Here is a 19,904-nt window from a genome sequence, read left to right as displayed (position 1 = left end):
TCGATCCCGTCGGGCCTGACGCCGGAGGTCGGGTTGGTCCAGGAGGCGATTCGCCGACGCAACGCCGGCACGTTGCTGCAGCACGTGCACGTCGGTGGTCCGGTATCCCGTGCCGAACTGGCCGAACGGATGGGCCTGAACCGCAGCACAATCATGGCGCTCACCACCGAACTGACCCGGGCCGGCCTGGTTCACGAGGAGTCGCGCACGGACACCGGCCGTGCCGGGCGGCCCTCGCTGCTGGTCCGGCCGGCATCCGACCGGTGCTACGTGTTGGCCTTCGACGTTGCGGTGGACCGACTGGTCGCCGCTCGGGTCGGGCTCGGTGGAGGCATCCGGGACCGCCGGGAGGCGGTGCGCCCGAGGGCCGGGCCCGATCTACATCGAGTGGTCGAGGTCCTCGCGCGCTTCGGCCGTCAGCTGTACGGTGCGGCACCGCCGGACGCGACCTGTGTGGGGGTTGCCGCCTCGTACTGCGGCATGATCCGGCCCGGCGACGGGATGGTGCGTTTCGGGCCCGATCTGGGTTGGGTCGATCAGGCGTTCGGCGTTGAACTCGGCCGCCGGCTCGGGCTCGGCCTGTCCGTCGCGGTGGGCAACGAGGCGCACCTCGGGGCGCAGGCCGAGCAGCAGCGCGGCGCGGGCGTCGGCCTCGACAACCTCATCTACCTGCACGGCGATGTAGGGGTGGGCGGTGGCATCATCGTCGGCGGTCGACTGCTGGGCGGGCATGGCGGCTACGGCTGCGAGCTGGGGCACATGGTGGTGAACCCCAACGACGGCCGGCCCTGCGGCTGCGGCTCGTCCGGCTGCCTGGAGGCGGAAGCCGGCGAGCGGGCTCTGCTCGACGCCGCCGGTCGGCCCGCCGAGATCTACGGTCGTGACGCGATCCGGTCCGTGGTCGACGACGCCGACCGTGGTGATCCGCTGGCCCAGGAGTCGCTGCGTCGTGTCGGCGACTGGCTCGGCATCGGGGTGGCGAATCTGATGAATCTCTTCAATCCGGGCATGGTGGTCTTCGGCGGAATGCTGTGCGACCTGTATCCGGGGGCGGTCGCGCAGGTACGGGGGCGGATTGCCCGCAACGTGCTGCCGGTCGCGCGGGAGCACGTACGGCTGCGCACCGCGGCCCTCGGCGACGATGCCACTCTGGTCGGCGCCGCCGAACTCGGCTTCGCCCCACTGCTGGCCGACCCGTTGGGCATGCTTGCCGACCCGACCCCACCCGCCGACGCTGACCGATCGAGGTCGACGCCGGCGGGTCGATAGGTCGGGCGCGGCGAAGCTCTGGGTGCTGTTGCGGTGGCAGTCCCGATCAGGTGGCGTGTAGACGTAGGCGATGTTATCGCTGACATTTGCGCTGTGGAGGACGCCGGTGGCGGTGTTCCCGGCGGTCGGCAAGGATGGTCGGCGTCATGGTCCGCTCCGTTACGTACCTGTTGCCGGCAGGTGTCTTGACGACAACTTTGTGAGCGTTAACACTGAGGCTGTCATCGGCCGGAGGTGAAGATGAGCAGTGTGGACGAAGCGGACGATCGGTACGTCGTCGGCGTCGACTACGGCACCCTGTCGGGACGGGCGCTGGTTGTCCGGGTCCGCGACGGAGCCGAGTTGGGGACGGCGGTGCACGAGTACCGCAACGCGGTCATCAGCTCCGCCCTACCGGACGGTGGCACCCCGCTGCCGCCCGACTGGGCGTTGCAGGATCCCCAGGACTACCGCGACGTGCTGCGGTTCGCCGTACCGGCGGCCGTCGCCGCCGCCGGGATCGACCCGGGCGACGTCGTGGGTGTCGGTATCGACTTCACCGCCTGTACCGTGCTGCCGACGCTCGCCGACGGGACCCCGCTGTGCGAGGTGCCGGAACTGCGCCAGCGCCCGCACTCCTGGGTGAAGCTCTGGAAGCACCACGCGGCCCAGCCGCACGCCGACCGGATCAACGCGATCGCCCACGAGCGGCGCGAGCCGTGGATCGGCCGCTACGGCGGCAAGATCTCCGCCGAGTGGCAGTTCGCGAAGGGCCTGCAGATCCTGGAGGAGGACCCGGAGGTATACCGGCGTGCCGAGCGCTTCATCGAGGCCGCGGACTGGATCGTGTGGCAGCTCTGTGGCGTCGAGACGCGCAACGTCTGCACGGCCGGCTACAAGGGCATCATGCAGGACGGCGAGTACCCGACCGCGGACTACCTGACCGCGCTCAACCCCGGGTTCGGCGACTTCGTGGCAAAACTGGACGGTCCGCTGACGCCGTTGGGCGCTAGGGCGGGCGGGTTGGCCCCGCACGCCGCCGCCTGGACCGGCCTGCCGGGGGGGATCGCCGTCGCCGTGGGCAACGTCGACGCCCACGTCACCGCGGCCTCCGCGCAGGCGCTCGAACCCGGACGGCTGGTTGCCATCATGGGCACCTCCACCTGTCACGTGGTCAACGGCAACCATCCGGCCGAGGTGGCCGGCATGTGTGGCGTGGTCGACGGCGGTATCAGTGCCGGCGCGTGGGGCTACGAGGCCGGGCAGAGCGGTGTCGGCGACATCTTCGGCTGGTTCGTCAAGCACGCCGCCCCGGCCGGCGCGGCTTCGCACGAGCGGCTCACCGAACTGGCCGCGACCCAGCCGGTCGGCGCACACGGGCTGGTCGCGCTGGACTGGTGGAACGGCAACCGGTCGCTGCTGGTTAACCACGACCTCAGCGGAATGATCATCGGCCTGACCCTGGCGACCCGGCCGGAGGACGTCTACCGGGCCCTGCTGGAGGCGACGGCGTACGGCACCCGGATGATCATCGAAGCCTTCGTCGAGGCCGGGGTCGAGGTGCACGACCTGGTGATCGCCGGCGGCCTCACCTCGAACGAGCTGCTGATGCAGATCTACGCCGACGTCACCAACCGGCCGCTCGGCATCATCGGCTCCGCGCAGGGACCGGCGCTCGGCTCGGCGATCCACGCCGCCGTCGCGGCCGGCGCCCACCCCTCGATCCAGCAGGCCGCGCAGGCGATGGGCCGGGTGCGGGAGGCGGTCTACCGGCCGGACCCGGACCGGGCTCGCGCGTACGACGCGCTCTACGCCGAGTACCGGACGCTGCACGACCACTTCGGTCGGGGCACCAACGACGTGATGCTGCGCCTGCGGGCGATCCGGAACACGGCCGTCGAGCAGGCCGCCGCACGGAAGGAAGCCTCGGCATGAACGCCGAACTGACCCGTCAGGTGAACGAGCTGCGCGCGGCCGTCGCCCGCCTGCACGGTGAGCTGACCCGGTACCACCTGGTCGCCTGGACGGCCGGCAACGTCTCCGCGCGGGTGCCCGGTCAGGACCTCATGGTGATCAAGCCCAGCGGCGTCGACTACGACGACCTCTCGGCACAGAACATGGTGCTCTGCGACCTCAACGGCATACCCGTGGCGGGTGAGCTGTCACCGTCGAGTGACACCGCGGCGCACGCCTACGTCTACCGCGCCATGCCCGAGGTCGGTGGCGTCGTGCACACCCACAGCACGTACGCCACCGCCTGGGCGGCGCGCGGTGAGTCGATCCCCTGCCACCTGACCGCCCAGGCCGACGAGTTCGGCGGGGAGATCCCGGCCGGCCCGTTCGCGCTGATCGGCGGCGACGACATCGGCAAGGGGATCGTCAGCACCCTCACCGGTCACCGTTCGCCCGCGGTGCTGATGCGCAACCACGGCGTCTTCACCATCGGCGGCGACGCCCGGGCCGCGGTCAAGGCCGCGGTCATGTGCGAGGACGTCGCCCGGACCGCGCACCTGGCGCGCGCGCTGGGCCAGCCGGTGCCGATGGCGCAAGCCGACATCGACGCCCTGTACGACCGCTACCAGAACGTCTACGGCCAACGATCCGCGCCCCCGGCGAACTCCTAGCCGGTCCCGGCCGTCCGTGGATGGGCCGGAACCAGACCCGTACCCGCAGCGAACGCCGCTCGTGTACGTCGACGGACGGCGTGGACACCCGCACCCACCCCGAGGAGATCCGATGAGAAAGATGCGCACACCCCTGGCGCCTCGGCGCGCCGCCGCGGTCATCGCCGCCGTCCTGCTAGCCGGCACGGTGGCGGCGTGCGGCAACAGCGACACCGGCAGCGACGCCGCCGACGACGGCAGGATCGTCCTGGGCTTCTCCCAGGTCGGCGCGGAGAGTGGCTGGCGTACGGCCAACACCAACTCCATCAAGGAGGCCGCGACCGAGGCCGGCGTCGAGCTGAGGTTCGACGACGCCCAGCAGAAGCAGGAAAACCAGATCAAGGCGATCCGCAACTACATCCAGCAGAAGGTCGACGTGATCGGCTTCTCGCCGGTGGTGGAGTCCGGCTGGGACACGGTACTCAAGGAGGCCAAGGACGCCGGCATTCCGGTCATCCTGACCGACCGCGCCGTGGACTCGGCGGACACCTCGCTCTACAAGACCTTCCTCGGCTCGGACTTCGTCAAGGAAGGCCGGCTCTCCGGCGAGTGGCTGGTGGAGAACTCCAAGGCCGCGACCGGCGATGTGAACATCGTGGAATTGCAGGGCACCACCGGCTCGGCGCCGGCCAACGACCGTAAGAAGGGCTTCGCCGAGGCGATCGCCGCCGACCCCAAGCTGAAGGTCGTCGCCTCCCAGTCGGGCGACTTCACCCGGGCCGGCGGCAAGCAGGTCATGGAGCAGTTCCTCAAGGCCCACCCGAAGATCGACGTGCTCTTCGCGCACAACGACGACATGGGCCTCGGCGCGTTGGAGGCAATCACCGCTGCGGGCAAGGAACCCGGCAAGGACATCACCATCATCACCATCGACGCGGTCAAGGACGGCATGCAGGCCCTGGCCGACGGCAAGTTCAACTTCATCGCGGAGTGCAGCCCGCTGCTCGGCCCGCAGCTGATGGACCTGGCCAAGAAGGTGCACGCCGGCGAGGAGGTGCCTGCTCGGATCGAGACCGAGGAGACCACCTTCACCCAGGAGCAGGCCACGGAGGCCCTGCCCGACCGCAAGTACTGATCGACGCCAGGGGTCGCCGCTGACGTGGCGGCCCCGCCGCGTCGCCCACTCCTGACGGACGGGGCGCCTGGCCCACAACCCGCGTCACGCCCGCCGGCCGACCCTGGGGGCCGGCCGGGGCGGTGCGGGCGCGCCATGCCCTTTCGTGCCGATCGAGCCCAGAAGAGGTCTGGTGGGATGACGGATAGCCGTCCGGTCCTGACAATGACCAGGATCAGCAAGTCCTTTCCCGGGGTGCGCGCACTCCACGACGTCGACCTCCGGCTCTTTCCCGGCGAGGTGCACGCCCTGATGGGCGAGAACGGCGCCGGCAAGTCGACTCTGATCAAGGTTTTGACCGGCGTCTACGGCATCGACGGAGGTGTCGTTACCCTCGGCGGTGATCAGGTTACCTTCAGTGGGCCGATGCAGGCGGTCGGCGCCGGGGTCAGCACCGTCTACCAGGAGGTCAACCTCTGCCCCAACCTCTCGGTGGCGGAGAACATCTTCATCGGTCGTGAGCCTCTCCGTTTCGGTGCCGTGCGCTGGGCAGAGGTGCGGCGGCGTGCCCGAGCGTTGCTGAACCGCCTGGATCTCGACATCGACGTGACCGCGCCGGTGGCGAGTTACTCGCTGGCCGTACAGCAGATGGTCGCGATCGCCCGGGCGATCGACGTGCGGGCCCAGGTGCTGATCCTGGACGAGCCGACCTCCAGCCTGGACGCCGGTGAGGTGGAGCAGTTGTTCCGCGTCATGCGCCAACTGCGGGACGAGGGCATTGCCATCCTCTTCGTGACCCACTTCCTCGACCAGGTCTACGGCATCGCCGACCGGATCACCGTGCTGCGCAACGGAACTCTGGTCGGCGAGTACCCGATCGCCGAGCTTCCCCAGCTCGCGCTGGTGGAGAAGATGATCGGCAAGGAGCTCGACGTCCTCGGCCGGATCGAGGAGCAACCTCGGCCGGAGGTGACGTCCCCGGAGGACGGCACGCCGTTCGTGGAGGTGTCACAGCTCGGCCGCCGGGGCGCGGTCGCTCCGTTCAGCCTGACCATCCACGCCGGTGAGGTGGTCGGCCTCGCCGGCCTGTTGGGCTCCGGTCGCACCGAGGTGGCGAGGTTGTTCTTCGGCGCCGACCGCGCCGACCACGGTGAGATCGCCGTAGGCGGCAGGCCGGCGAGCCTCCGCAGTCCCGTGCAGGCCATCAACCAGGGCATCGGCTTCTGCTCCGAGAACCGGCGGGCGGAGGGGATCATCCCGGACCTGACGGTCCGCGAGAACATGATCCTCGCGATGCAGGCCGCCCGTGGCTGGCTGCGCCCCATCCCGCGTCGCCGCCAGGACGAACTGGTCGACAGGTACGTCAAGGCGCTCAGCATCCGCCCCGCGAACCCCGACATGCCGGTACGCAACCTCTCCGGCGGCAACCAGCAGAAAGTCCTGTTGGCCCGGTGGTTGATCACCGAGCCCCGGCTGCTCCTCCTGGACGAGCCGACCCGGGGTATCGACATCGGCGCCAAGGCCGAGATCCAGAAGCTGGTGGTGCAGCTCTCCGCCGGCGGCATGGCGGTGTTGTTCATCTCCGCCGAGCTGGAGGAGGTGCTACGGCTCAGCCACAAGATCGCGGTGATGCGTGACCGGGAGATGGTCGCGCATCTCGTCAACGACGACACGGTCGACGCCGACCGGGTCATGCAGACGATCGCCAGTGGAATCCACCCGGAGGAGGCGAACCAATGAGCGCGCCCACTGCGTCGGTTCCTCAGGACAGCGCGACCCGGAGCGGAGTGCTGCCATGAGCGACGCCAACCTCCGTCTCCGGACCCTGCTCGGTCATCGGCTGTTCTGGCCGGTCGCCGTCCTTGTGGCCATGCTGGCGGCCAACACGATCTACCGTCCCGGCTTCCTGGCCGTCGAGGTCAACAACGGGCACCTGTACGGCACCCCGGTCGACATCCTGCGGTTGAGTGCGCCACTGATCCTGGTCGCGCTGGGCATGACCCTGGTCATCTCCACCGGCGGCATCGACCTCTCGGTGGGCTCGACCTGCGCCATCAGCGGCGCCATCGCCTGCCTTGTGATCAGCGAGGCGCCGGATCAGAACAATCTCGGCACGGTGTTCACCGCACTCGCGATGGCCCTCGGCGTCGCGCTGGTGCTCGGCGCCTGGAACGGCGTGCTTGTCTCGATCATCGGCATCCAGCCGATCATCGCCACCCTGATCCTGATGGTGGCCGGTCGGGGCCTGGCGCAGTTGATCACCGAGGGGCAGATCATCACCATCAACTCCGACCCGTACCGGGCTATCGGCCTGGGGCACGTCCTGACCTTGCCACTGGCCATCTTCGTCGCGCTGGGTGCGGCCCTGTTGATTGCCGCGTTCACCCGCCGGACCGCGCTCGGCATGATCGTGGAGTCGGTCGGTGGCAACCGCGAGGCGAGCCGGCTGGCCGGCATCCGGTCGCGACGGATCGTCCTCCTCGTCTACGTGGTCAGCGCCGCCTGCGCCGCCATCGCCGGCTTCATGATCACCGCGAACGTCTCCAGCGCCGACGGCAACGCCGCCGGCCTCTGGGTGGAGCTCGACGCGATCCTCGCGGTCGTCATCGGCGGCACCTCGCTGGCCGGTGGCCGGTTCCACCTCAGCGGCACCATCCTCGGCGCTCTGATCATCCAGACCCTCACCACGAGTGTGTACGCCATGAACATCTCCCCACAGACCGCGTTGCTGTTCAAGGCGGTCGTCGTCATCGCCGTCTGCCTCATCCAGGCGCCGGCCTTCCGCGCCAAGTTCGGCCGGCGGAGACGGGGCACCCCGCCCCCGCCGGCACCGTCGCCGCAGCGGCAGAAGGAGGAGGCGGCGCCGGCATGAGCGTCAACTCGCTGACCACCAGGCCGAGCTGGGCCAAACTGCCCCGACGGCAGATGCCGGTGCTGGCCACCCTCGCCCTGCTGCTGGTCATGTACGGCATCGGGGTGTCCCAGTACCAGGCGTTCTCCAACATCCAGGTCATCTTCAACATCTTCATCGACAACGGGTTCCTGCTCGTCATCGCCGTCGGGATGACCTTCGTCATCCTCACCGGTGGTATCGACCTGTCGGTGGGGTCGGTCGCCGCGATGACCGCGATGGTGTCGGCGTCACTGCTCCAGTCCGGCCTGCCGGCCCCGCTGGTGCTGGTCATCGCCCTGCTCATCGGCCCGCTGCTCGGGTTCCTGATGGGCTGCGCGATCCACTTCTTCGACATCCAGCCGTTCATCGTCACCTTGGCCGGGATGTTTTTCGCCCGTGGCATGTGCACGTTCATCAGCGACGCGTCGATCCCCATCACCGACGGCTTCTGGACCACCATGTCGCAACACCGGATCGGTGACCCACAGGGCGACTTCGTCTCGGTCAGCGTGATCGTCGCGTTCGTCGTGGTCCTGGTCGCCGCATACGTGCTGGCGTACACCCGGCTGGGTCGCAACGTGTACGCGATCGGCGGCAACCCGCAGTCGGCGCTGCTGATGGGCCTGCCGTTGGGGCGTACCCGGATCGCGGTCTACACCATCAGTGGCCTCTGCGCGGCGATCGGCGGGATTCTGCTGTCGTTCTACACGCTCTCCGGCGCGCCGCTGATCGCGGTGGGGATGGAGCTCGACGTGATCGCGGCCGTGGTCATCGGTGGCACCGTGCTCATCGGTGGCTCGGGGTACGTCTTCGGCACCGTGCTCGGAGTCCTGGTGCTCGGCGTGATCCAGACTCTGATCACCTTCGATGGCAGCCTGAACTCGTGGTGGACCAAGATTGTGATCGGCGGCCTACTCTTCGCGTTCATCCTGCTCCAGCGCCTAATCGGCATCCGCTACACGTAACCGCCCCTCTCGCGGAAGGCAACTCCCATGGCACCACACGCTGCACCCGAGGTCTGGTTCCTCACCGGAAGCCAGGCGATGTACGGCGAGGACACCCTCCGACAGGTGGCCGACCAGTCCCGTCAGATCGCCGCCCTGCTCGACGACTCGCCGCACATCCCTGCCCGGGTGGTCTGGAAGCCGGTCCTGACCACCAGCGCCGACATCCTGCAGATCTGTCGGGATGCCGCGGTGCAGGGCGCGGTCGGGGTCATCGCGTGGATGCACACCTTCTCGCCGGCGAAAATGTGGATCTCCGGCCTGGACACGCTGCGCACGCCGTTGCTGCACCTGCACACCCAGGCCAACGTCCGGCTGCCGTGGGACGAGATCGACATGGATTTCATGAACCTCAACCAGGCCGCCCACGGCGACCGGGAGTTCGGGTTCATCCAGACCCGCCTGGGCGTGGCCCGCAAGACGGTCGCCGGGCACGTCTCGGACCCGCGGGTGGTGACCCGGGTCGGCGCGTGGACCAGGGCAGCGATCGGCTGGTCGGCGATGCGTTCGTTGCGTCTGGCCCGATTCGGCGACAACATGCGCGACGTGGCGGTGACCGAGGGCGACAAGGTCGAGGCGGAGCTGCGCTTCGGCGTCTCGGTGAACACCTACGGCGTCAACGACCTGGTGCGGGTGGTCGACGAGATCGCCGATGCCCAGATCGACGACCTGGTCAAAGAGTACGACGACACCTTCCGGGTCGCCGCCGAGCTGCGACCCGGCGGTGAGCGCCACGACTCGCTGCGCTATGCCGCCCGGCAGGAGTTGGGTCTGCGCACGTTCCTGGATGCGGGCGGCTTCCGCGCGTTCACGACGAACTTCGAGGATCTCGGTGGCCTGCGCCAGCTGCCCGGCATCGCGGTGCAGAGGCTGATGGCCGACGGCTACGGCTTCGGTGGTGAAGGGGACTGGAAGACTTCGGTACTCGTGCACACCCTGAAGGCGATGGCGGTGGGCACCGACGGCGGAACGTCGTTCATGGAGGACTACACCTACGACCTGACGCCCGGCGAGGAGCTGATTCTCGGCGCACACATGCTGGAGGTGTGCCCGACGATCGCCGCCGGCGTACCCAACGTGGAGATTCACCCACTTGGTATCGGCGGTCGGGAGGACCCGGTCCGGCTGATATTCGACGCGGAGCCGGGCCCGGCGGTGGTGCTCGGGCTGGCCGACATGGGTGAACGGTTCCGGCTGGTGGCCAACGAGGTCGACGTCGTGCCCCCGCCGCACCCGCTGCGGCGGTTGCCGGTGGCCCGGGCCGTCTGGCGGCCACGTCCGCACCTGGCCGGCTCGGCTGAGGCGTGGATCACCGCCGGTGCCCCGCACCACACGGTGCTGTCACAGGGGGTGGGGGTGGAGGAGCTGCACGACTTCGCCGAGATGAGCCGCACCGAACTCGTCGTCATCGACGCCGACACCGAGCCCCGCCGCTTCGCCGACGAGCTCCGCTGGAACCAGGCCTACTACCGCCTAGCCCGCGGTTTCTGACCCCCACCCCACCCTCCCGCCCCCCTCCCCACCCCGACCCACGTTGATCTAGGGCATATCGTCGTCCATAAAGATCCAATGACGACGATATGCCCTAGATCAACGTGGGTCGGGTGGCCTGGTGTAGGGGTGATGGCAGGCTCGGCTGCCGGTCGCGGCCGGCACCAACGAACTTGTTCCGACGTCCACGCCATCCGTCGACCGCCCTTGGCCTGACGGCGTGCGGAGACGGCGCTGGCGTAGACTGTTCGCGATCTAGCGCCCCCATCTGGTCGGCACGGGGCGGTGTGGGCGCCGCGCGAGGGGTTGTCTTGTAGGCCGTGCCAGTCAGCGTCGACGGGTAGCGGCGACCGACGGGCATCCGGGGAGTGTGAGATGGCGGTACGTGATCCTGCGATGACGGACGTGGCCCGCCTCGCTGGTGTCTCACACCAGACGGTTTCGCGAGTGCTCAACGGTCATCCCAACGTGCGTGAGCAGACGCGGTTGCGGGTCCGGGCGGCCATCGCCGAGCTGGGCTACCGGCCGAACCGGGCGGCCCGCGCGTTGGTCACCGGCAGGTCGCAGGTGATCGGCGTGATCGCGCAGAACACCACCCTCTACGGTCCGGCGTCGCTGCTGGCCGCGCTGGAGCAGGCCGCCGCCGAGTCGGGTTTCGCGGTCAGCGTGGGCAGTGTGCGCGATCTCGATCACCGGTCGATCTCCGCCTCGGTCGAGCGGCACCTCGCGCACCGGGTGGCCGGCATCGTCGTGATCGCTCCGGTGGAGTCGGCCGGTGAGGCGTTGGAGCGGCTACCGAAGGACGTCCCGCTGGTGACCGTCGACGGGGATCCCCGGCGGCCGATGCCGCTGGTGACCGTCGACCAGACCGCTGGCGCCCGGGCCGCCACCCGGCACCTGTTGGACGCCGGCCACCGCACCGTCTGGCACGTGTCCGGTCCGTCCGACTGGTTCGACAGCGCCGGTCGCATCGAGGGCTGGCGGGCGGCGCTGCTCGCGGCCGGAGCGGAGATCCCGCCGCTGGTGCCGGCGGACTGGTCCGCGGCGGCAGGTTACCGATGTGGTCAGATGCTGGCCCGGATGCCCGACGTCACCGCGGTCTTCACCGCCAACGACCACCTGGCCCTCGGGGTGCTGCGGGCGCTGCACGAGCACGGCCGCCGGGTGCCCGACGACATCAGCGTGGTCGGCTTCGACGACGTCCCCGAGGCCGCCTATTTCATTCCGCCGCTGACCACCGTGCGACCGGACTTCGGCGCGGTGGCCCGGGCAAGCCTGGAGATGCTGCTGGCCCAGATCGGCTCTGCCAGCGGCGGCGCGTTGCGCGCGACCATCGCGCCGTCCCTGGTTACCCGCCAGAGCGTCGGCCCGCCGCCGCGTCGCTGACCCCACCGTCGCTGACCTGACTGTCGCTGACCCCACCGTCGCTGACCTGACTGTCGGTCGTGGCGTTCGATGCGGGACGGAACGTCGGCACTTGACTCTCGACCCGGTCGAGGCCGCAACGTCCTCCGGACGCGACACCGGCCGGCGCCCCCGCCGGCCCGCGGTGGACGGGGAGAGCCATGGTGGTGGTGGCCGGTGGCCCGACGGCGGTGCCGGGCAGATACTGGGCCTGGCTCGGCGGCACAGCGTCGAGCCTGGTCGGAGTGCAGGCCATGGCCTTCGCGATGGGCTGGGTCGCGGCGGGCCGGGGCGGCAGCTTCGCCGCACTCGTGCTGACCGCGATAACACTGCCCCGGGTGCTCCTGCTCCTGGTGGGCGGGGCGGTTGCCGACCGGGTCGGCGCCTGGCCGGTAATGGTCGGCTCGGACGCCGCGATGATCCTGGTGATGGTGGCGCTGGCCGGTGCCGTCTGGTCGTCGAGCGACCCGCGGCTGCCCCTGCTGCTCACCGCCATGGCCATCGGGATCGTCGATGCCTTCTACCTGCCGAGTACGGGCTCGGTGCCCCGGCTCCTGGTGTCGCCCGTCGCCCTCGCCCGCGCGATGTCGGCCCGTCACCTGGCCGGGCAACTGGCCCTGTTCGCCGGCCCGCCGGTGGGCAGCCTGATCCTGGTCGCCGCCGGGCTCGCCGGGGTGGCCGTGGCCAACGCCGCGACCTTCCTGGTGATGCTGTGCGTCCTGCTGGCCCTGCGCCCGCGCGGGGGCGGCGCCGAACCGGCGGCGGATCGGCCGGCGGATCACCGGGCGGAGTCGAACGGAGCGGTCTGGCGGGCGGCGCTGGACGGACTGCGCCTTGCCTGGCGGCACCGCACGCTGCGGCCGGCGCTGGTCGTCACCGGGGTCGCGGCGGGCTTCCTGTTGCCGGTCTCCTCGCTGCTCGTACCACTGCTGGGCCGGGATCGTGCGTGGTCGTCGCAGGGCGCCGGCTCCGTCGTCGCGGCGGTGGCGTTGGGCACCGCCACCGTCGCGGTGACCGTGCTGGTGCGCGGCGCGTCGTCCCACCCTGGTCGGGCGGCGCCCGCCGGTCTGCTGGTCGCCGCCGCGGGCGTGGCCCTGCTGGTTGCGTCCGGCTCGACGGCGCTGGTCGTCGGCGGCTGGCCGCTGGCGGCGGTCGGTGCCGGGGTGGTCGTCGGTGCTGGCTCCGGACTCTTCGCCACCCACGTCGGTCCGCTGATCCTGGCCGCCGCGCCGGTCACGCACCTGGCCCGGGTGCAGTCCGTGCTCGTCCTCGTGCAGAGTCTGGCGCTGCTGCTGACGGTCAACGCGCTCGGCTGGCTCGCCGGGATCGTCGGTGCCGCGGCGGTCCTCGGCGGATGCGCCGGGGCGCTGGCGGTGACCGGAACGGCGGCCCTGGTGCGCCGGCCGACTACCGGAACCCAGACTGACTGACTAAAGTCAGCAATCATGGATCGTGGACTGGTCGAGACGGTACGGCGCTTCAATCGCACCATGACCCAGCGGGTCGGCGCGTTGGACGACAGCTACCTCGCCCGTGACCGGCCGTTGGCGCAGTCGCGCCTGCTGTGGGAGATCGGCCCGACGGGTGCCGAGGTCGCGGCGCTGCGCACCCGGCTGGATCTCGACGCGGGCTACCTCAGCCGACTGCTGCGGGCGCTGGAGGGCGCGGGCCTCGTCGTGGTGGGGCCCGCAGCGCTGGACGGGCGGGTGCGGAGCGTGCGCCTCACCGACGTCGGCCGCGCCGAGTGGAACCTGCTGGACGGCAGGTCCGACGAGCTGGCCTGGTCGGTCCTCGCGCCGCTCACCGACGGCCAACGCGCCCGGCTCACCTGTGCCATGGCCGAGGTCGAGCGCCTGTTGATGGCGTCGCTGGTCGTCATCGGCCCCTGCCATCCCGGTGAGCCGCGCGCCCGCGCCTGCCTGCGGGCGTACGCGCGGGAGCTCACTGAGCGCTTCGACGTTGGCTTCGAGTTGGGTCTGGGTGGCGCCGACGAGCAGGAGTTCGTGCCTCCGGCCGGCCTCTTTCTGGTCGCCACCATCTCGACCGAGACGGTGGGCTGCGGTGGGCTGCGGTTGCCCCCGGGCGAGCCAGCCGAGATCAAGCGTCTCTGGGTGTCGGCCTCGGTGCGCGGCCTCGGTGTCGGGCGTCGCCTGTTGGGCGAGTTGGAGCGGTATGCCGCGGTGTCCGGTGCCGCCAGCGTGCGCCTCGACACCAATCGCACCCTGACCGAGGCGATGCGGCTCTACCGCGCCGAGGGCTACCAGGAGATCCCGCGCTACAACGACAATCCGTACGCCCATCACTGGTTCGCGAAGCCGCTGCCCTGAGCGGCGTCGCCGGCGCGTACCCGCCGAAGCCCGGCGGTGGTTGCGTCACCGGCACCGAGGTGTGGACCGTCGTCGAGCAGCCACCCTGGTGCGGCTGTGGCCTGACGCCGCAGGAAGGTGGTGGCACGCACGCGGCACTGCTCGCCAGCCATCCGGCGCCGGGACGGCGGCACCAGGTCATCTCGGGAATGCCCCACCAGGACGCCTCGGTCGTGGTGGCCCCGGACGAAGCGGCCACTCTCGATGCCGGGCTGCGGTCATTCGTCGAGGCCCTGCGCAAGCAGCTCGCGCAGGCGTACGACCTGTGACCGTAGCCGTCTGAGGCTCGCCCGGCGCGGGCCGTGCGGAGGATTGCCTGTCGCCGGACGGCGCTTGCCGGCAAGAAATCAATGATGGTCCAATACGTGGGTGCCCTACCGGAGCACGGAGCGGGTGAAGGTGCGGCTGACCGCCTCACGGGAACGCATCGTGGTGGCAGCGATCGGCATCCTGGCCGAACACGGCTACGCCGGCTGCTCGGTCGCCGCCGTCGCGGCACGTGCCGGGGTGGCCACCGGCAGCGTGTGCCGCCACTTTCCCGCCAAGTCCGACCTGTTCGCCGAGGTGTTCCGCACCGCCAGCCAGCGTGAGGTGGACGCGGTCGCCCGGGCCGCCGCCCGGGAGGGCACCGCCGCCGCGCTGCTCGCCGGCTACATCGCCGACGGCGTGGCCAGCGGTGAACTGCCGCCGCAGGATCCCGAGCTGACCTGCACCGCCGTGGTCGGTGCCATGGCCGAGGCGCTGGTGGGCCCACTGGCCGCCGGCGTCGCCGGCCCGGACACCATCGGCGGTCTGACCACCTTCCTCCACCGCGCGCTGGGAGTCTCTCCGTGACCACGCACCAGGTGCTCAACCAGGTTCCACCGCTGGTCGGCCACGACACTGCGGACGACGCAGCCCTGCTCGACGGGCTGGCCCGCGAGGGGGCCGGCTGGGCCATGGTGGAGCTGCACGAGATCGGCCGGCTGGCCGGCACCGAACAGGCCGCGCAGCACGGCCGGCTGGCCAACGAGCACCCGCCCGTGCTGCGTACCCACGACCGCAACGGCCACCGGGTGGACGAGGTGGAGTTCCACCCCTCCTGGCACGAGTTGATGTGTACCGCCGTGGGTCATGGCCTGCACGCCGCGCCCTGGGCCGACGATCGGGTCGGCGCACACGTCGCCCGGGCCGCCAAGTTCTACACCTGGCGGCCCGACGCCGGGCACGGCTGCCCGATCTCGATGACGTACGCGGCGGTACCGGCGCTGCGGCACGCTCCCGAGTTGGCCGAACGCTACGAACCGCTGCTCACCGCCCGGACGTACGACTTCGGGTTGCGGGTGCCGCTGACCAAGCGAGGGCTGCTGGCGGGCATGTCGATGACGGAGAAGCAGGGCGGCTCGGACGTGCGGGCCAACACCACGGTCGCGCGTGCCCAGCCCGACGGCAGCTACCGGCTCCTCGGGCACAAGTGGTTCACCTCCGCGCCGATGTGCGACGTCTTCCTGACCCTCGCCCAGTCGTCGGGCGGGCTCACCTGCTTCCTGGTCCCTCGGGTGCTGCCCGACGGCACCGGCAACCCGATGCGGCTGATGCGACTGAAGGACAAGCTCGGCAACCGCTCCAACGCCTCCGCGGAGGTCGAGTACGACGACGCGGTCGCCTGGCGGGTCGGCGGCGAGGGTCGGGGCGTCCGCACCATCATCGACATGGTGAACCTGACCCGGCTGGACTGCGTGATCGGTGCGGCGGCCGGCATGCGTCAGGGCGCGATCACCGCCGCCCACCACGCCGTCCACCGCCGGGCCTTCGGCCGGCACCTGGCCGACCAGCCGTTGATGCGCAACGTGTTGGCCGATCTGACGGTGGAGTCCGAGGCCGCGACCGTACTGATGATGCGCCTGGCCGGGGCGACGGACCGGTCCGCCCGGGGCCACGCGGCGGAGACCGCGTTCAAGCGGATCGCCCTCGCCGTCGGCAAGTACTGGGTCTGCAAGCGTTGGCCGGGCCACGCCGCCGAGGCCCTGGAGTGTCTGGGCGGCAACGGTTACGTCGAGGAGTCCGGCATGCCACGACTGTTCCGTGAGTCGCCGCTGAACTCCATCTGGGAGGGCTCCGGCAACGTGGCGGCGCTGGATGTGCTGCGCGCGCTGGCCGGTCAGCCCGAGGCTCTGGCGGCGTTCCACGCCGAGGTCGACGCCGCCGCGGGCGCGGATGCCCGGCTCGACGCCGCTGTCCGCCAGGTCCGGGCAACGCTGGCCGAACCCGGCGATCTGGAGGTGCGGGCCCGGCGGGTGGTCGAGCAGTTGGCTCTGGTGCTACAGGGCGCGCTGCTGGTCCGCCACGGCCATCCGGCCGTCGCCGACGCCTTCTGCGCGTCCCGGCTGGCCGGCGACCGGGGGCACGCCTACGGGACGCTGCCGGCCGGGGTCGACTTTGCCGCGATCGTCGACCGGGCGACCCCGAAGGTGGGCTGACGGTCCGGCGCCGTCGGGGCTGCGGCGGCGCCGGACCGGGGCTCAGCAGTGGAGGTTGGCTCCGGCGGGCACCCCGAGGATGCCCACGAACTGCTGGTACCGGGTGACCCGACTCTGCACCTGTGCGGGGTTGCCGCCGTTGCATTCGATCGAGCCGTTGATGCTGCGGATGTCTGACCGAATCCGGCGCTGGTGACCATCGCGTTGTGCGCGGTCATCGTGCCGGGGCCGTTCTGCGTCGTCCAGTACCAGATCGCCGTCTTCCAGGCCACGGCGGCGTCGCTCTGCACCAACCAGGGGTTGGTCAGCAGTGGCAGCCCGAGGGCGTTGCCGGCCGCGTGGTAGTTGAAGTTCCAGCTCAGTTGCATCGGCCCGCGCCCGTAGTAGGCGGCCTGGCCGGCCGGGCAGCCGTACGGCTGGCCGTTGTCGCAGTAGTGGGGGTGGTTCGCCGTGTTCTGCTCCACGATGTGCACCAGGCCGCCGGTCTCGTGATAGACGTTGGCCAGGAAGGCGGCGGCCTCCTGCCGCTGCACGGTGGTGCTGCCGGTACGGGCGAACGCAGGGTAGGCGCCGAGCGCCGAGACCAGCCCGGAGTAGGTGTAGAAGTAGTTTCGGCTCGGGAACATCTGGTGGAACTGGGTCTCGCTGACCACGAAGGTGCCCGGGTTGGCTGGTGGCGGGCTGCTGGAGGGCGGCGTGCCCGAGCAGGTGTGCGGGTCCCAATACCAGGTGCTGATGATCGGGTCGTAGCCGGGATTGTCGTGCTCGGCGATGTAGTACTGGCCATTGGTGTACCGCACGATGCTGCCGGCCGGGTACCACGTGCCGGCGCTCCAGTTGGGATGGTCGCAGGAGCCGCCCGGGGGCGTGCTTGCGCCGCAAGCGCCGAGGTTCTGCCAGACCCCGGTACCGCCGGGCGGGGCCTCGCTCTGGGTCCACCACTGCGCCTGATAGTTGCGGCCGTTGTGGGAGACCTGCATGCCTGCGGTGTAGACCGCCGCGGACTGCCACGGCGTGGCGCAGGTGGCGGCGGAGGCGGCGGTCGACGGGATGACCGCCAGCAGCGCGCCGGCGAGCGTCAGGGCCGCGAGCGCGGCCAGGGCGCGCAGTCTCGACAAGTGATCACTCCTTCCCGGGGAGCGGATGTCGACGGCCGGTTCGCACATCGATGGCGGCGATACTAACACCTACTGTTCACAAACCTTACTAACGATCGGCACAATGGTGAACGGACCGTTGAGGCGGCGCCGGATCCTGTGGGACTCTGATGCGTCGATGGTGTCAATTGTCGATGCGTTGTCGCGCGTGAGTAGCCGTCGCCCGATGGGCAACCGGGACCGTCACGGTTCCGGGGGACGACGGTGGGTGACCGGAGCTGTCTCCTGTGTCCGCCGGTCCCCGAGCCCGTTCGACCAGGCTCGGGGACCGGCGGATCTCACCGTGACCAACGAAGGACGACCATGACAATCTCGAACAGGTGCGGTGTTCGACGCCTCACTCCGCTGTCGCGGCTCTCCCGGCCCGGTCGGGCGGCGCTTGCCGCCGGCCTGCTGCTCGCCACGGCGACGCTGCTCGGAATCGACCAACCAGGTGCCGGCGCGGCGACCGCGCCGGTAGCCGTGACGGTAAACACCCGGGCCGGGCTGGACACTGTGCCGGACACCGCGCTCGGCGTCAACCACGCCATCTGGGACTCGCAGTTGGGCACCGTCGAGACGTCGGACCTGCTTCGTGCGGCGGGCGTCCAGATGATGCGGTATCCGGGCGGCTCCTACGCCGACATCTACCACTGGCGCGACCACACCGCGCCCGGCGGCTACGTAGCCCCGGACACCGACTTCGACACCTTCATGGCCGGCGTACGCCGGGCCGGCGCCCAGCCGATGATCATCGCGAACTACGGCACCGGCACCCCGGAGGAGGCGGCCGAGTGGGTGCGGTACGCCAACGTGACCAAGGGCTACGGTGCACGGTACTGGACCGTCGGCAACGAGAACTACGGCAACGGCCACTACGGATCGGCCTGGGAGGCCGACCACCACCCCGACAAGAGCGCCACCCACTACGCGAACCTGGTGGCCGAGTACGCCGACGCGATGAAGGCGGTCGACCCCACCATCAAGGTCGGCGCGGTACTGACCATGCCGGCGAACTGGCCCGACGGCCTGACCGCCGGTGACGATCCCGGCCCCTGGAACCAGACTGTGCTCGAGATCGCCGGCCCGAAGATCGACTTCGTCGACGTGCACTGGTACCCGGGCGGCAGTGCGGCCGAGGCGCTGCCCCGGACCAGCCACATCACCGACGCGGTCCACCTGCTGCGGCAGCAGATCGCCCGGTACGCCGGGCCGGGCGCCGCGCGGATCGGTCACCGCGCACGCCGTCCGCCGGGGCAGCGGTGAGGTCGCGGTGCTGCTGGTGAACAAGGACCCCGACAACGCGCACCGGGTCACCATCGACTACGCCGGCTTCGCCCCGTCGGGAGGTGCACCGACGGTGCACACCCACACCAACGGCGCCACCGCCATCACCACCGCCCGCAGCGGCAACGCGACCAGCCGGACCCTGCCGCCGTACTCGCTGACCACGCTGGTGGTGTCCCCGGCCGAGTCCGCCGCCAACCAACCCGGCGCACCCGGCCGACCGGCCGCCAGCGACGTCACCGACCGGGCCGCGACGATCTCCTGGCCGCCGGCCACCCAGGGCGTCAGCCCGATCGCCAAGTACGAGGTGCACCGGCAGTACGGCACGGTCAGCGAGCAGCTCGGCGAGACCGCGGGCACCTCGTTCACCGTCGGCAACCTCAACCCCGGAAACAGGTACACGGTCAACGTGCTGGCCCGGGACACCGCAGGGCGGGTCTCCTGGGCCTCCCCGCCGCTCACCTTCACCACCGGCAGCCCGGCCACCAGCACCTGCGCCGTCCGTTTCATTAGCACCACCGACTGGGGCAACGGCTACGTGGCCGGCGTCGACATCGTCAACAACGCGGCCAGCCCGGTCGACGGCTGGACGCTGACCTGGACCTGGCCGACGGGCTGGCAGCAGGTGAGCAGCGGATGGGGCGCGAACTGGGAGCAGGTCGGCACCGCCGTGCGGGTCACTGCCGCCGAGGGCAACCCCCGGATCCCGGCCGGCGGGAGCACGAGCGCGGGTTTCGTCGGAGCGTACAGCGGACCGAACGTGCCGCCGACCGCGTTCCGGCTCAACGGCACGCTCTGCGCCACGCTGTGAGGTAGGCCCGGTACCGCCGTGGAGCCGAACCGCTCCACGGCGGTACCGGTGACTGGTGATTTCGCCGATGCGCCGCCGATGGAGCGGC

At 70.6% G+C, this 19,904-nt stretch carries 15 protein-coding genes and 2 pseudogenes; 15 read left to right on the top strand and 2 right to left on the bottom strand.

What is annotated here, in order from left to right; genetic code table 11:
• The first annotated feature begins 33 nt into the window (after positions 1–33).
• The 14 genes from ACFHWY_RS08045 (at position 34) to ACFHWY_RS07980 (ending at position 16,582) form a co-directional block, all read left to right on the top strand.
• A complete protein-coding gene (locus ACFHWY_RS08045) occupies positions 34–1,269 on the top strand; it encodes an ROK family transcriptional regulator (RefSeq protein ID WP_416579472.1) in 1,236 nt (411 codons plus the stop codon).
• Between the two features lie 240 nt (positions 1,270–1,509).
• Positions 1,510–3,183, top strand: coding sequence for a ribulokinase (araB, locus tag ACFHWY_RS08040; RefSeq protein ID WP_416579471.1), 1,674 nt, complete (start codon positions 1,510–1,512; stop codon positions 3,181–3,183).
• Positions 3,180–3,872: an L-ribulose-5-phosphate 4-epimerase gene (locus ACFHWY_RS08035; RefSeq protein ID WP_416579470.1), complete on the top strand. Its 693-nt coding sequence runs from the start codon at positions 3,180–3,182 to the stop codon at positions 3,870–3,872. Before araB ends, ACFHWY_RS08035 begins: the two co-directional genes overlap by 4 nt.
• Positions 3,873–3,984: 112 nt before the next feature.
• The gene (locus tag ACFHWY_RS08030; protein ID WP_416579469.1) at positions 3,985–4,986 is read left to right on the top strand and encodes an ABC transporter substrate-binding protein; all 1,002 of its coding nucleotides are present in this window, start codon (positions 3,985–3,987) and stop codon (positions 4,984–4,986) included.
• A 177-nt stretch (positions 4,987–5,163) separates the two neighbouring features.
• A complete protein-coding gene (locus tag ACFHWY_RS08025) occupies positions 5,164–6,705 on the top strand; it encodes a sugar ABC transporter ATP-binding protein (protein ID WP_416579468.1) in 1,542 nt (513 codons plus the stop codon).
• Between the two features lie 55 nt (positions 6,706–6,760).
• Entirely contained in the window at positions 6,761–7,837 is a 1,077-nt protein-coding gene (locus ACFHWY_RS08020) for an ABC transporter permease (protein WP_416579467.1), read from the top strand.
• Positions 7,834–8,823, top strand: coding sequence for a galactofuranose ABC transporter, permease protein YjfF (gene yjfF, locus ACFHWY_RS08015; protein WP_416579466.1), 990 nt, complete (start codon positions 7,834–7,836; stop codon positions 8,821–8,823). Before ACFHWY_RS08020 ends, yjfF begins: the two co-directional genes overlap by 4 nt.
• A 27-nt stretch (positions 8,824–8,850) precedes the next feature.
• Positions 8,851–10,353, top strand: a complete 1,503-nt coding sequence (araA, locus tag ACFHWY_RS08010) for an L-arabinose isomerase (protein WP_416579465.1) — start codon at positions 8,851–8,853, stop codon at positions 10,351–10,353.
• A 396-nt stretch (positions 10,354–10,749) separates the two neighbouring features.
• Positions 10,750–11,739 (top strand): LacI family DNA-binding transcriptional regulator, encoded by a 990-nt coding sequence (locus ACFHWY_RS08005; protein ID WP_416579550.1) that lies wholly within the window; start codon positions 10,750–10,752, stop codon positions 11,737–11,739.
• 179 nt (positions 11,740–11,918) lie between these two features.
• Positions 11,919–13,187 carry an MFS transporter gene (locus ACFHWY_RS08000; RefSeq protein WP_416579464.1) on the top strand — a complete coding sequence of 423 codons (1,269 nt, stop codon included), beginning with the start codon at positions 11,919–11,921 and terminating at the stop codon, positions 13,185–13,187.
• 15 nt (positions 13,188–13,202) lie between these two features.
• Complete coding sequence (locus ACFHWY_RS07995) at positions 13,203–14,084, top strand: bifunctional helix-turn-helix transcriptional regulator/GNAT family N-acetyltransferase (protein WP_416579463.1); 882 nt, start codon at positions 13,203–13,205, stop codon at positions 14,082–14,084.
• A 59-nt stretch (positions 14,085–14,143) separates the two neighbouring features.
• On the top strand, positions 14,144–14,392 hold the full coding sequence (locus ACFHWY_RS07990; RefSeq protein ID WP_416579462.1) for a hypothetical protein: 249 nt from the start codon (positions 14,144–14,146) through the stop codon (positions 14,390–14,392).
• A 100-nt stretch (positions 14,393–14,492) separates the two neighbouring features.
• Positions 14,493–14,957: a TetR family transcriptional regulator gene (locus tag ACFHWY_RS07985; RefSeq protein WP_416579461.1), complete on the top strand. Its 465-nt coding sequence runs from the start codon at positions 14,493–14,495 to the stop codon at positions 14,955–14,957.
• Positions 14,954–16,582, top strand: a complete 1,629-nt coding sequence (locus tag ACFHWY_RS07980) for an acyl-CoA dehydrogenase family protein (RefSeq protein ID WP_416579460.1) — start codon at positions 14,954–14,956, stop codon at positions 16,580–16,582. The genes ACFHWY_RS07985 and ACFHWY_RS07980 overlap by 4 nt, the downstream gene beginning before the upstream one ends.
• Before the next feature lie 42 nt (positions 16,583–16,624).
• Here the strand turns inward: ACFHWY_RS07980 and ACFHWY_RS07975 are convergent, their stop codons facing one another.
• Positions 16,625–16,702: a hypothetical protein gene (locus ACFHWY_RS07975; protein ID WP_416579549.1), complete on the bottom strand. Its 78-nt coding sequence runs from the start codon at positions 16,700–16,702 to the stop codon at positions 16,625–16,627.
• Between the two features lie 131 nt (positions 16,703–16,833).
• Positions 16,834–17,562 (bottom strand): annotated as a pseudogene (locus tag ACFHWY_RS07970) (glycoside hydrolase family 19 protein); the annotation flags it as partial.
• Positions 17,563–18,042: 480 nt separating this feature from the next.
• Here ACFHWY_RS07970 and ACFHWY_RS07965 point away from each other — a divergent pair.
• Positions 18,043–19,816: pseudogene (locus ACFHWY_RS07965) on the top strand (cellulose binding domain-containing protein).
• Positions 19,817–19,904 lie beyond the last annotated feature (88 nt).

The sequence above is a fragment of the Micromonospora sp. LOL_024 genome, assembly GCF_048060415.1.
Lineage (GTDB): Bacteria > Actinomycetota > Actinomycetes > Mycobacteriales > Micromonosporaceae > Micromonospora.
The sequence above is the reverse complement of the archived record's forward strand: the minus strand, read 5'-3'. Positions and strand labels throughout refer to the sequence as shown.

What these genes read in the sequence shown, in the direction of transcription:
- araB (WP_416579471.1), top strand. Translation starts at nt 1,510, where the DNA reads ATGAGCAGTGTGGACGAAGCGGACGATCGGTACGTCGTCGGCGTCGAC.
- ACFHWY_RS08035 (WP_416579470.1), top strand. Translation starts at nt 3,180, where the DNA reads ATGAACGCCGAACTGACCCGTCAGGTGAACGAGCTGCGCGCGGCCGTC.
- ACFHWY_RS08030 (WP_416579469.1), top strand. Translation starts at nt 3,985, where the DNA reads ATGAGAAAGATGCGCACACCCCTGGCGCCTCGGCGCGCCGCCGCGGTC.
- ACFHWY_RS08025 (WP_416579468.1), top strand. Translation starts at nt 5,164, where the DNA reads ATGACGGATAGCCGTCCGGTCCTGACAATGACCAGGATCAGCAAGTCC.
- ACFHWY_RS08020 (WP_416579467.1), top strand. Translation starts at nt 6,761, where the DNA reads ATGAGCGACGCCAACCTCCGTCTCCGGACCCTGCTCGGTCATCGGCTG.
- yjfF (WP_416579466.1), top strand. Translation starts at nt 7,834, where the DNA reads ATGAGCGTCAACTCGCTGACCACCAGGCCGAGCTGGGCCAAACTGCCC.
- araA (WP_416579465.1), top strand. Translation starts at nt 8,851, where the DNA reads ATGGCACCACACGCTGCACCCGAGGTCTGGTTCCTCACCGGAAGCCAG.
- ACFHWY_RS08005 (WP_416579550.1), top strand. Translation starts at nt 10,750, where the DNA reads ATGACGGACGTGGCCCGCCTCGCTGGTGTCTCACACCAGACGGTTTCG.
- ACFHWY_RS08000 (WP_416579464.1), top strand. Translation starts at nt 11,919, where the DNA reads ATGGTGGTGGTGGCCGGTGGCCCGACGGCGGTGCCGGGCAGATACTGG.
- ACFHWY_RS07995 (WP_416579463.1), top strand. Translation starts at nt 13,203, where the DNA reads ATGGATCGTGGACTGGTCGAGACGGTACGGCGCTTCAATCGCACCATG.